Genomic DNA, 12,715 nt, shown 5'->3' on the forward strand with positions numbered 1-12,715 from the left:
TAATTAGTTAGGATTCGGCAGTGACGCGTGCGCGCGTTACTGTTTTTTCGACTTTTTCTGCCTTGGCTGCGCGTTTAGCATCAACCCAGTTTTTGCCGGCGATAATAAAACCTAAGCCAATAAAGGCACCCGGAGGCAAAATGGCAAGTAACAACGGGTAATTGACCTCGAATAACTCAATCCGTAACTGTGCGGCCCAGTCACCCAATAGTAACTCGGCGCCGTCGAACAGCGTGCCATTACCGATAACCTCGCGCATACCGCCCAGCAGTACTAACACCAAGGCAAAGCCTAAGCCCATCATAAAGCCATCAAAGGCGGCCTTCTGCCAGGGGTTTTTAGAGGCGTACGCTTCGGCGCGGCCAATGATGGCGCAGTTAGTTACAATTAACGGAATAAAAATGCCGAGTGATTGGTATAGCTCATAGACGTAGGCGTTCATGAGTAATTGAATAATGGTTACAAAGGTCGCTATTACCATGACAAACACGGGAATACGTATCTCTGACGGCACCCATTGTCTGACCAGCGACACGGTAATGTTTGAGCCCATCAGTACAAACAATGTAGCCAGACCCAGGCCCAGCGCATTGGTGACTGAGGCAGTTACCGCCAACAGCGGACAGAGTCCCAACAGCTGCACTAATGCCGGGTTATTTTCCCATAGTCCCTGGCGCGTGAGTTCTTTAAATTCACTCATAATTGGCCTCCGTCGCATTATTTTCGGCAGTGGCTTGGCACTGCGGCAACGCCTGGGTAAACAGACGTTCGCTGTGCTCGTTTAAATACAGCGTGGCGCGTTTTACTGCCTGAACCACAGCCCGGGGAGTGATGGTAGCGCCCGTAAACTGGTCAAACATACCACCGTCGCGTTGCACCGCCCAGCGGTCATCTTCTTCGGAGCGGACGACTTTGTCGGCAAAAGAATAGATCCAGTCGCTTTTGTTAGTTTCTATCTTGTCACCTAAACCCGGTGTTTCTTTGTGCTCGAGCGTGCGCACACCGAGCACTTCGCCGTCAGGTTTAATCGCAACTAACAGTCGGATCGCACCCGAATAACCATTGGGAGCTACGATTTCTGCGGCAAGTGCACTGGGCTGTTGATTAACAAAAGCGCGATACAGTGGCTGTGGCTGGCTACTGCCCAAGGCGTCGGCCTGTAGCAGACGACAAGACTGATACAGGTCGTTGTCATGCAATTCCTGCGCTACGATTTCGTTAAGGCTGCGCAGCGTCTGTTCACGCAACTGTTGTTTAATACGGTCGGCGGTTAGCGCTTCTACCGCTAACACCAAAAAGGTTGCGATAACCGCGAATAATGCCAGTAACAGGCCGTTTTTCTGCATACTTTTATTGGCCATCACCGCCTCCGTGACTGCGCGAATGGCCATAAACGGTAGGGCGTGTATAGCGATCGATTAATGGTACGCTCAAGTTAGCCAGTAGCACCGCGAAGGCGACGGCATCGGGATAGCCGCCCCAGCTACGAATCACCCATACCAGAAAACCAATAAGCAAACCGAATATCAACCGGCCTCGGGGCGATGTTGCAGCAGAGACCGGATCGGTGGCAATAAAGAAAGCCCCCAGCATGGTGGCGCCGCTGAGTGCGTGAAATACCGGTCCCGGCATAACTGACGGCGCAAACAGATTGGCGACTAACGCTGGAATTAATAGACCCGCTAACAAGCCAACCGGGATATGCCAGCTAATGATGCGGCGCTGCAATAAAATAAAACCACCTAACAAGAAGGCCAGGTTAACCCATTGCCAGCCGACACCGGCAATGGCTGACAATACCGGTTGCTGGTAGGCCTCGGCCACAGTATAACCTTGCGACAACGCGGTTTTAATGGTGTCTAACGGCGTCGCCATGGTAACCCCGTCAACGGTTGTACGCAGTTGTTCGACGCTGTAACCGGCAGGAGTATATTCGAATAAGATGGTGTGCAGGGTTTGCCACAGGCTTAATTCATAGTTGGACAACGTTGATGGAGGCAGCCAGTTGGTCATTTGTACCGGGAACGAAACCAACAGCAAAACATAACCAGCCATTGCCGGATTAAACAGGTTTTGCCCCATACCGCCATAGATTTGTTTAACCACGACAATAGAAAATGCCGTGCCGATCACTGTGAGCCACCAGGGCGCCAACGACGGAATAGAAATTGCCAACAACACTGCGGTAACTAGGGCTGTATTGTCACGTAACGCTGATCTCGCATTGCGATTGCGGGCCAGCATACATAAACTCTCAGTCGCGTAAGCGGTAACAATGGCTAAAAACAGCTGAAAGTAGACTCCGGCGCCGAAAAAATAACTTTGCACCAACACGCCCGGTATCAACGCATAGCAAACCCAGCGCATCATATCCGCGGTGTTTTGCTGACTATGCCCGTGCGGGGCTGCTGCAACGCGAAAAGTCATTAGCTGTTTTCCTCATCACTGGTGTTATTGGCCGCTTGCTGTGCCGCTTTTTTAGCCTTAGCTCTGGCAATAGCTGCTGCTACAGCACTGGACTTGTCCTGTGCCGGCTTGTTGGCAGCGGAAGCTGCGTCTGAGGTTTCCGTCGCGGCTTTTTCCTGCTGCATTTTTTTGCGCGCCTCGGCGGCCTTGCGGTGACGTTCTAAGCGCTCTTGTTTTTCGCGTTCCAGACGTTCCTGACGGCGTTCAAAACGTTGCCGTGCCAATTCGGCTTTAGCCTTTTCGCGGGCGATATTGCGGATCTCTGCTTTGGCCTTGCGATAGTAATGCACTAACGGAATCTCACTAGGGCAAACGTAAGCGCAGGCACCGCACTCGATACAATCAAATAAATCGTTGCTCTCAAGTGCGTCGTAATCTTTAGCTTTAGCCAACCATTGCAACTGTTGTGGCTGTAATGTCGCCGGGCAGACATCAGCGCATGCACCGCAGCGAATACAGGCCATTTCGTCGGCAGCCGGCGGTAGCTCTTGCAAACTCGGCGTTAAAATACAATTCGTGGTTTTAATAACCGGAACGTCGGTTAATGGCAAGGTAAAGCCCATCATTGGGCCTCCCATGATGACGCGCGCGTCATCATCTGCATTAAAGCCGCCTTCAGCTAACAGGTGAGCGATGGGGGTACCTAATAAAGCCCAGACATTGCCGGGCTGTGACATGAGGTCACCCGTTAGCGTCACCACGCGCTCTAATAACGGCTCGCCATCAATTACCGCGCGTTTAACGGCATACGCGGTGCCGGTATTTTGCATTAATAAGCCGATATCCAGCGGTAGTTGCCCTTGTGGCACCTGTTGCCCGGTTAGCAATTCAATCAGTTGTTTTTCGCCGCCGGATGGATATTTAGTGGGTATGACCCGCAGTTTAATGCTGTCTGAGCCGTCAATGGCTTCCCGCATCGCAGCGATCGCTTCCGGCTTGTTATCTTCAATCGCTAATAATACCTGCCCGGCATTACTAATAAACTGCAGGATTTCAATACCGGCTACAATGTCGATGGCATGTTCACGCATTAAACGGTCGTCTGCACAAATATAGGGTTCGCATTCTACGCCGTTAATTATCAGGTATTGTATCGGTTTTTGTGAAGCAAGCTTTTGTGCTGTAGGGAAGCCTGCGCCGCCGAGCCCGGCAATACCTGCTTTTTGAATCGTTTCTATCAGCGTTGCACGGTCACAGTCGCGATAGTTAGGCAAGGGCTGACGTGTTATCCAGCGATCCTCGCCATCGGGCTGGATGACAATGGCTAACTCAGGCAAGCCTGATGCATGTGCCATCGGTCGTTCTTCTATGGCACTGACGGTGCCGGACGTTGGGGCATGCAAAGGCAGACCCTGGCTTAGTTGGGCTTCGGTAAGTTGTTGCCCTTTTAAGACTTTATCGCCAACTTCGACCGTACATTGTCCGGACGGTCCTATGTGCTGTCGTAATGGCAGAATCAGTTCCGACGGCAGTGGAGGGCGGCGCAGCGCCACCGTGTTTGCCGGCGACTTACGTTCCGGCGGGTGAATTCCGCCGGGGAAGTGGCCGATGACGCCTGCGTCAACAAATGACTTAATATCCCGCATTTATTCCACCACCTTGACCGGAATAGTGTCAGCAGACGAAATATTTTTCGCCTGAGCGACATTTTGTTTGATACTGGTTAAATCCCATTGCCAGGTTTCTGGTTTGGCTTTAACCGGCACCATGTCAATGCAGTCGACGGGGCATGGCTCAACGCATAGGTCACAGCCGGTGCATTCGTGCTCAATCACTGTGTGCATTTGTTTTGCCGCACCGAGTATCGCATCGACCGGACATGCCTGAATACACTTGGTACAACCAATGCACTCGTCTTCGCGAATTATCGCGACTTTTTTAACGTCTTCTTCGCCATGCGCTGAGTCTAAAGGTTTTGCTTCAACCCCCATCAGATCAGCAAGCTGTTTAATGGTAGCTTCACCGCCCGGTGGGCATTTATTAATTTCATCACCATTAGCGATAGCTTCAGCATAAGGACGGCAACCGGGGTAACCACATTGACCGCATTGTGTTTGCGGTAAAATTTCATCGATTTGCTCGACAATGGGATCACTTTCGACCTTAAACTTGACCGCTGCAAAGCCGAGAATAACGCCAAAAATCAGCGCTAAAACCCCAATGGCAATAAGTCCAACAACAATACTCATTAACTTGTCACCAAACCGCTAAAGCCCATAAACGCCAACGACATCAGTCCCGCGGTAACCATCGCAATGGCTGAGCCTTTAAATACCTGAGGTACGTCGGCTGCAGCAAGCCGTTCGCGCAGGGCAGAAAATAAAATTAATACCAATGAAAAACCGAGTGCGGCACCAAACCCATACACAATAGACTGAACAAAATTATGTTGCTCGTTGATGTTAAGCAACGCCACACCGAGTACTGCGCAGTTGGTGGTAATCAAGGGCAGAAAAATACCCAGCAGACGATAAAGCGTGGGGCTGGTTTTGTGCACCACCATCTCGGTAAATTGCACCACCACGGCAATGACTAAAATAAAACTCAGGGTCTGCAATGCCATCAGTCCCAGCGGTTCCAGCAGATACTGGTTGACCAAATAACTACACACGGATGCCAGCGTCAGCACAAAAGTGGTTGCCGCAGACATGCCAATGGCGGTGTCTAGTTTGTTAGACACGCCCATAAACGGGCACAAGCCCAGAAACTTCACTAAGACGAAGTTATTGACAAGTACGGTACCGACCAACAGCAGTAAATAGTCCGTCATGGCTCCTTCCGTGCGTTAAAAAAGCAGTGCGTATTATCGGTGTTTTAGCATCGATAAACAACAGACAGAGGGTAGGGGTTTGTAGATTTTTACGGCTAATTACGAGGATTTGTCACCATTTTGTCAATTAACTGTCGCGCGACTGCAATATCAGTTGGTCATAGTAGCTAAGCGGGCATGCAATCAGCGCAAGGATCAAGGGATGCTTTTGACCTTTCAGCAGCGGCTTACACAGTGGGATCGGCAACTCTATCGACGCTTGTCAAGATGGCGAACCAGACCACTATTCGCACTGTTCATGCGGTTGATGTCCGCATCCGGTGATGGCTACTGGTATGCATTAACCGCTCTGGTAGCCACATTTAGCCTGGGGTTGCCATGGAGTTACTTCTACACGCTGGCGCTGGCTTTTGCTATCGAACGGCCGGTATATTGGATTTTAAAAAATAGTTTTAGGCGTGACCGGCCCAGTGGCTCCTGGGTTACCATCGATGCGTTATTAAAAGCTCACGACAAGTTTAGCTTTCCTTCCGGCCATACTTGCGCCGCATTTTTATTTGCCGCGATTTCAATTTTCTATTTTCCCGCGCTAAACATCGTGTTGTGGCTCTGGGCCTGTGGCGTTGGCATTTCTCGCGTAGCGATAGGTGTTCATTACCCCACTGATGTTATTGCCGGCGCTTGCCTTGGCATGGCGCTGGCTGAATTAGTGCTGTTTATTGTTATTTAATCTAACCGTACAGAGGATGGTGCATGCGAATTCTTTTTGGCATTCAGGGCACCGGTAACGGGCATTTAAGTCGTTGTTACCGCATCGCCAGTGAACTAGCTAAGCTGCCGGTACAGGTAGACTATGTTATTTCCGGGCGTCGCCCGACCCCACTTTTTGATACGGCTATCTTTGGCAACTATCAAACCAAATCGGGGCTTACCTTTATCACCGAAAACGGTCGCGTCCGGCCAGTCAAAACATTAGCCAAAAACTCGTTGCCTGGCTTCGTGCGTGAAGTACGGGAGTTAGATGTGAGCGGTTATGACCTGGTGGTTTCCGATTTCGAGCCAGTAACTGCCTGGGCTGCTAAGCTTGCTGGTAAGCGCTGTATCGGCATTGGCCGACAATATGCGTTTAAAGATGCCGCGCTTTATTCCAGGCTATCATGTTGGCAGCGATTTATTATTGACCGTTTTGCCCCTGCCGACGAGTGGCTGGGTATGCATTGGCAACCCCTGTCGGGTTGCCTGCCGCCGGTTGTCAGAGAGCACCAGGTTGGCGCACTGTCGTCGAAACAGGTGTTGGTATACCTGCCATTTGAGAACCTATACAACATTGTTGATGCGTTATTACCCTTTAGCGGGTTCTCTTTCACCATTTTCCATCCTGCTATTAATCGTGCTAAGTATTTTGCCAGCGATCATGTTTTGGGGTTACCACCGTCCCGTCATGCATTCGCTGAGCAGTTGGCGCTGGCGGACGGCGTTATCGCTAATGCCGGGTTCGAGACCACCTGCGAGGCATTGAATCAGGCCAAGCACCTGGCGGTAAAACCGTTAGCCGGACAGTTCGAACAACACTGGAATGCAAAATTATTAGCACAGGAACAGCGTGCAGCGGTATTACCATCGATAGATGAGCACGACATTGGGCATTGGTTAGCTAATGGATTGAGTGGCGAACGGCCGGCGCCATTACGTTGGTCAAATGTGGCAGAGCCAATAGCACAATGGTTAGTAGATGGTTGTAGACAAACAAAAGATGAATTAAGGAATAGCCTTTGGAATGGCTCCCCAGGTTGGATTCGAACCAACGACACATGGATTAACAGTCCACCGCTCTAACCAACTGAGCTACTGGGGAATTGAGGTTGTATGCTGTTAAGCGTTAGTTGGCTCCCCAGGTTGGATTCGAACCAACGACACATGGATTAACAGTCCACCGCTCTAACCAACTGAGCTACTGGGGAACAGCGCTTAACGACCGCGAATATTAAAGAGGTTGGGCGGGGGTGTCAACTGTTAGGCTCGGATTTTTTTAGCTTGCAGGTTTAATCGCTGATAATTTATCCATTTTGTCGAAACATCGGCCAGTGCGGTTGCTATCTACTTGTTTATTTTAGTGACTTGTCAGGCTAATAGGTCGCTACTCCGTATCAAAGGCAATGTCAATAACTTGTCACAATTAAATTTATATCAAATGATATATAAAAAATTTTAGCTGATTATCCACAGTCGGCTACATCCTTTGTCTGTTAAAGCCTACACGATCTTATCCACGGAATCTGTGGATAACCCTGTGTTTAAGTCTGTGCAATTGCCCTAATGGTGCGGTTTTGCGGGTTAATTTGCTATTGGTTATAATTTGGCTAATTCAAAAAATAATTAATAAAATCAATAATTTATAAAATAAATGACTTTGCCGGGGTTGACAGTAGAGCAATTCAGCCAAGTTTGCATGAAGTTTCAGCAACTTGTGTATTTCTTAGCAGAATTGGTGGGTTTATAGGCGCGTTTTTTGCACTCATGTTATCTGTCGATAAAGTATTGCGTAGCCAAGGGATCGGTGTTAGGAGCATTTGATCTGTTTCGATTTGTAATAAAAATGTCGCGAACAAAAAGTGGGTAAAAGCATTGGATTTGAGCTTTAATGATCAATCAACAATAAAAAAGCGGGCTGTTGATGACAAAACAAGCCCGCTATCGTTATTTTCTCAACTTTTCTACCGTTTGCTAGTGCTGTGATGCAGCGAATTCGCTGATGCGTTTTATCGCTTGTTGTAATACATCCATGCTAGTTGCAAATGATAAACGGCAGTAGCCGTCTGCGCCAAAGGCTGATCCAGGTACTAACGCCACCTTCGCTTCTGTTAATAATTTCTCGCACAACTCAACATCAGTGCTAACGCCGGCTTTTTGCATTAAAACATCAATATGTGCGAATGCATAAAATGTCCCGTCACCAGCGACACACTCAATACCGTCAATGGCATTCAGCGCATCAACAAGATAGTCATGGCGCTTTTTGAACTCAGTAATCATGGTATCAATGCAGGACTGATCACCATCGAGAGCTGCGGCGGCAGCATACTGACTAATACTGGCCGGATTGGAGGTACTTTGTGACTGAATTTTTTTCATTGCTGCAATAATTGTTTTAGGTCCTGCAGCGTAACCAATACGCCAGCCTGTCATGGCGTATGCTTTAGAGACACCGGATAGGATAACAATACGATCTTTAAGATCAGGCGCTACCATGGCCAGGTTAGCAAATGCTTTACCCGGCCAAAGAATATGCTCATACATGTCATCGGTCGCGATCAATACATTCGGGTAGTCACGTAGCACCTCGGCCAGCGCGCTTAACTCTTCAGCGGTATATGCGGTGCCGCTGGGGTTGGACGGGCTGTTAATAAACATCAATCGGGTTTTTGGTGTTATCGCCTTACGCAATTGCTCTGCAGTAATTTTAAAACGCTGATCGATGCCTGCACTGACAATAATGGGATTGGCGCCGACTAACTTGGTCATATCCGGGTAGGATACCCAATAAGGTGCCGGAATGATGACATCGTCGCCCGGGTTAAGCCAAGCACTTAGCAAGTTAAAGATACTGTGTTTGCCACCTGCCGAAACAATAATTTCATCGGCTTGATAGTCGAGTTGGTTATCGCGCTTGAATTTAGCAATAACTGCTTGTTTAAGTTCAGCGATGCCATCGACAGCGGTATATTTGGTATGCCCCTCATTAATCGCTTTAATCGCAGCATCTTTGATAAATTGCGGCGTATCAAAATCAGGCTCACCAACACCCAAACCAATGACGTCATGGCCTTGCTGTTTCAGTTCATTGGCCTTTTGCGTTACCGCCAGCGTAGGCGAGGGTTGGATCGAATTGACGCGATCCGACAGTTGATAGTCCACGGCAAATCCCTTATTTAGTGTCGGTTTATAATAGCTGTTTATGATACGGATGCAGCGCCGGAAAGTCTATTTGAGTTAACGCCTCAATAGCCAAGCCAGGGGCTAATGCGGTACACTAACCCTCTTTATTTAAGAGGAGGTATCCATGTCATCAGCCGACGCTTCACGCAGTTTGATTCATGCGCCGGTTGGTAAAACCCTGTGGGAAATGACATGGCCTGTTATCTTCGGCGTTGCCACGCTGATTAGCTTTAACGTAGTCGATACCTTCTTTATCAGTCTGCTGGGCACCGATCCACTGGCGGCTGTAAGCTTCACTTTTCCTGTTACCTTTACGGTAGTCTCGCTAACCATTGGCCTGGGCATAGGAACATCCGCTGTGATTGCCCGAAAGTACGGCAGCGACAGGCCGGAAGAAGCGCATTTTGATGCCTTTGGGGCATTATCCGTGTCGGCTTTGCTGGTGTTAGTGTTGGCATTGATCGGCTACTTGTTGATGGATCCTATTTTCCTGCTGTTGCAGGCACACGACCGATTACTGCCATTAATCCGCGAGTACATGACATTGTGGTTCGCCGGTTGTGTGATGCTGGTTACACCCATGGTCGGCAATGCCGTTCTGCGAGCTTCAGGCGATACGCGAACGCCCTCCATTATTATGGCGTCCGGGGGCTTGGCTAATGCGATTTTTGATCCCATTTTAATTTTTGGCTGGGGCCCGATTCCTGCGATGGGGGTCGAGGGCGCGGCATTGGCCAGCGTTATTTCGTGGGCGAGTGGCCTGATCCTGATTTTCTGGTTATTAAAGCGTAAACAACTGGTGTCGTTCAGGCCAGCCAATGGACTCGGCTTCGCAAAAGCCTGGGTAAAGTCGTCCCGTGAAGTATTAAAAATAGGCACGCCGGCGGCAGGCGCCAACATGTTAACGCCACTAGCCATGTCGGTGATGACAGCGATTATCGCCGCTTACGGTGCGCCTGCAGTCGCCGCCTTCGGGGTCGGCACGCGGCTGGAATCGTTGGCGAGTATCATTATTCTGGCGTTATCGATGTCGCTACCGCCGTTGATTAGCCAGAATTTTGGTGCCGACAAAATCCAGCGCGTGCGTTATGCCTATAATACCGCGTTAAAGGCGGTATTAATTATTCAGGCTGGCATCTACCTATTGATGGTATTAACTGCGCCGTGGATAGCTTCGGCGTTTGCTGAAGAGGAAAAGGTTGCAGAAATTGTTGAGCTGTTTATCTACATTATGCCGCTGGGTTATGGGCTACAGGGGTGGATTATTTTGAGTAACTCCAGCTTTAACGCCATCCATCAGCCGATGCATGCGTTATGGCTCAGCATCATCCGCTTGTTTGTATTTTTCGTACCCTTGTCGTACTTAGGCAGTTTGATGGCGGATTTAACCGGGCTGTTTATTGGTGGCGTGGTTGCCAATTTTATTACCGCGGCAATTGCCTATTTTTGGTTCTCGCGTGAGTTAAGGAGGTTCGATGAGCAAGGCGTTTGAACTTTTTTCGAAGTATCAGCCGGCCGGTGACCAGCCAGCGGCGATCGAAAAAATATTAGATAACCTGGATGCCGGCTTAGCTCATCAAACGTTGTTGGGTGTTACGGGGTCAGGTAAAACCTTTACCATGGCTAACGTGATTGCGAAATCGCAGCGACCAACCTTAATTTTGGCGCACAACAAAACGCTGGCAGCGCAGCTCTATGGCGAAATGAAAGAGTATTTTCCGAATAACTCGGTGGAATACTTCGTCTCGTACTACGACTATTACCAGCCCGAAGCCTACGTACCGACCACCGATACATTTATCGAAAAAGATGCTTCCATCAACGATCATATCGAACAAATGCGGTTATCAGCGACTAAAGCACTGATGGAACGTCGTGACGTGGTATTGGTGGCGTCAGTATCAGCAATTTACGGTCTTGGTGATCCTGAATCCTATATGAAAATGATGTTGCACCTGCGTCGGGGCGATATTATCGACCAGCGCGACATCTTACGGCGTCTTGCGCAGTTACAATATAAACGTAATGATGCGGCGTTTGAACGGGCGACTTACCGCGTGCGCGGCGAAGTTATCGATATTTTCCCGGCTGAATCTGAAGCCATGGCGGTGCGGGTTGAGTTATTTGATAACGAAATCGATCGTATCAGTTATTTTGAGCCGTTAACCGGCAAGGTGACGGATGCCGATGTGGCTCGTACGACGATTTACCCAAAAACACACTATGTTACGCCGCGGGAAGTGTTGCTGGACGCGATTGAACACATCAAGGAGGAATTAAAAGACCGCCGCGATATTCTGCTTAAGCAAAACAAGCTGATCGAAGAACAACGTATTGCCCAGCGTACTCAGTTTGATATCGAAATGATGCTGGAATTAGGTTACTGCTCGGGCATTGAAAACTACTCGCGCTATCTGTCACGGCGCGCACCGGGCGAGCCACCACCAACGTTGATGGATTATTTACCGGACGATGCGTTACTGGTTATTGATGAGTCGCACGTGACGGTATCGCAGGTTGGTGCCATGTATAAAGGCGACCGTTCGCGTAAAGAGAATTTGGTCGAGTATGGTTTTCGACTGCCTTCGGCGTTAGATAACCGACCGTTGAAATTCGATGAGTTTGAGGCGATTGCACCACAAACGTTGTACGTGTCTGCAACTCCCGGCAAGTATGAGCTCGAACGCAGCAGCGGTGAGATTATCGAGCAAGTGGTTAGGCCCACAGGTTTGGTTGATCCAACCATTGAGGTTAGGCCGGTGGCAACACAGGTTGATGACCTGATGTCAGAAGTGCGCATTCGTGTTGAAAAGGGTGAGCGGGTACTGGCCACCACACTGACTAAGAAAATGGCGGAAGACTTAAGTGACTACCTGGACGAACATGGCCTAAAAGTCCGCTATTTACATTCCGATATTGATACCGTGGAGCGAATGGAGATTATTCGTGATTTGCGCTTAGGTAAGTTTGACGTGCTGGTTGGCATTAACTTACTGCGTGAGGGTCTGGATATGCCGGAGGTGTCTCTGGTGGCGATACTGGACGCGGACAAAGAAGGCTTCTTGCGCTCTGACCGCTCGTTGATACAGACGATTGGCCGCGCCGCGCGTAACGTTAACGGACAAGCTATTTTATATGCTGACCGTATTACCGGCTCGATGCAACGGGCCATTGACGAAACCGATCGGCGCCGCGAAAAGCAAATTGCCTTTAACAAAGAGCATGGCATTACGCCGAAAGGGCTGAATAAATCGATTACCGATGTGATGGATTTAGGCCAGGGGCCTGCGCGTAAATCTAAATCAGCGGATGCAATTGCCGAGGTCGCAGCGGGTTATGATCCGCGGGTTACTGTAGTTAAAGACGTGAAAGCCCTGACCAAAGAGCTGGAAAGCAAAGAAAAAGCCATGTACGAGGCCGCACAGAATTTAGAATTCGAAAAAGCCGCACAGCTGCGTGACGATGTCGCTAAACTGCGTGAGCAGTTAAAGCGCGCCGTTTAGCGTATCGAATAGGTTAATCTAAAATACTAATTAGATAAGT

10 protein-coding genes, 2 tRNA genes and 1 pseudogene are annotated in these 12,715 nt (G+C 49.3%); 4 read left to right on the forward strand and 9 right to left on the reverse strand.

Annotated elements, in window-relative coordinates:
* Positions 1-7: 7 nt before the first annotated feature.
* From KZ771_RS01780 to rsxA, 6 genes are read right to left on the reverse strand one after another with little or no spacing between them, the layout of a single operon-like run.
* Positions 8-700, reverse strand: a complete 693-nt coding sequence (locus KZ771_RS01780; protein ID WP_290654183.1) for an electron transport complex subunit E — start codon at positions 698-700, stop codon at positions 8-10.
* The gene (rsxG, locus tag KZ771_RS01785; protein ID WP_290654184.1) at positions 693-1,361 is read right to left on the reverse strand and encodes an electron transport complex subunit RsxG; all 669 of its coding nucleotides are present in this window, start codon (positions 1,359-1,361) and stop codon (positions 693-695) included. The genes KZ771_RS01780 and rsxG overlap by 8 nt, the downstream gene beginning before the upstream one ends.
* The gene (gene rsxD, locus KZ771_RS01790; RefSeq protein WP_290654185.1) at positions 1,351-2,427 is read right to left on the reverse strand and encodes an electron transport complex subunit RsxD; all 1,077 of its coding nucleotides are present in this window, start codon (positions 2,425-2,427) and stop codon (positions 1,351-1,353) included. The genes rsxG and rsxD overlap by 11 nt, the downstream gene beginning before the upstream one ends.
* Entirely contained in the window at positions 2,427-4,052 is a 1,626-nt protein-coding gene (gene rsxC, locus KZ771_RS01795; protein WP_290654186.1) for an electron transport complex subunit RsxC, read from the reverse strand. Before rsxC ends, rsxD begins: the two co-directional genes overlap by 1 nt.
* Positions 4,053-4,655: an electron transport complex subunit RsxB gene (gene rsxB / locus KZ771_RS01800; RefSeq protein ID WP_290654187.1), complete on the reverse strand. Its 603-nt coding sequence runs from the start codon at positions 4,653-4,655 to the stop codon at positions 4,053-4,055. It lies immediately after the preceding gene.
* On the reverse strand, positions 4,655-5,236 hold the full coding sequence (rsxA, locus tag KZ771_RS01805) for an electron transport complex subunit RsxA (protein ID WP_133540068.1): 582 nt from the start codon (positions 5,234-5,236) through the stop codon (positions 4,655-4,657). Before rsxA ends, rsxB begins: the two co-directional genes overlap by 1 nt.
* A 202-nt stretch (positions 5,237-5,438) precedes the next feature.
* Between rsxA and KZ771_RS01810 the strand changes: the two genes are divergently transcribed.
* Both KZ771_RS01810 and KZ771_RS01815 read left to right on the forward strand, forming a co-directional pair.
* Positions 5,439-5,966, forward strand: coding sequence for a phosphatase PAP2 family protein (locus KZ771_RS01810; protein ID WP_290654188.1), 528 nt, complete (start codon positions 5,439-5,441; stop codon positions 5,964-5,966).
* 23 nt (positions 5,967-5,989) lie between these two features.
* Positions 5,990-6,880: pseudogene (locus KZ771_RS01815) on the forward strand (glycosyltransferase family protein); the annotation flags it as partial.
* Between the two features lie 134 nt (positions 6,881-7,014).
* Here the strand turns inward: KZ771_RS01815 and KZ771_RS01820 are convergent.
* From KZ771_RS01820 to KZ771_RS01830, 3 genes are all read right to left on the reverse strand, one after another.
* Positions 7,015-7,091 (reverse strand) — tRNA-Asn (locus KZ771_RS01820).
* A gap of 29 nt (positions 7,092-7,120) precedes the next feature.
* A tRNA-Asn gene (locus KZ771_RS01825) sits at positions 7,121-7,197 on the reverse strand.
* Between the two features lie 763 nt (positions 7,198-7,960).
* Positions 7,961-9,151 carry a pyridoxal phosphate-dependent aminotransferase gene (locus KZ771_RS01830; RefSeq protein WP_133540070.1) on the reverse strand — a complete coding sequence of 397 codons (1,191 nt, stop codon included), beginning with the start codon at positions 9,149-9,151 and terminating at the stop codon, positions 7,961-7,963.
* Between the two features lie 145 nt (positions 9,152-9,296).
* On the opposite strand from KZ771_RS01830, the gene KZ771_RS01835 reads away from it, so the two are divergent.
* Entirely contained in the window at positions 9,297-10,664 is a 1,368-nt protein-coding gene (locus KZ771_RS01835; protein WP_133540071.1) for an MATE family efflux transporter, read from the forward strand.
* A complete protein-coding gene (uvrB, locus tag KZ771_RS01840; protein ID WP_290654189.1) occupies positions 10,648-12,675 on the forward strand; it encodes an excinuclease ABC subunit UvrB in 2,028 nt (675 codons plus the stop codon). Before KZ771_RS01835 ends, uvrB begins: the two co-directional genes overlap by 17 nt.
* Positions 12,676-12,715 lie beyond the last annotated feature (40 nt).

The organism is Idiomarina sp. (genome assembly GCF_019431395.1).
Classification (GTDB): domain Bacteria; phylum Pseudomonadota; class Gammaproteobacteria; order Enterobacterales; family Alteromonadaceae; genus Idiomarina.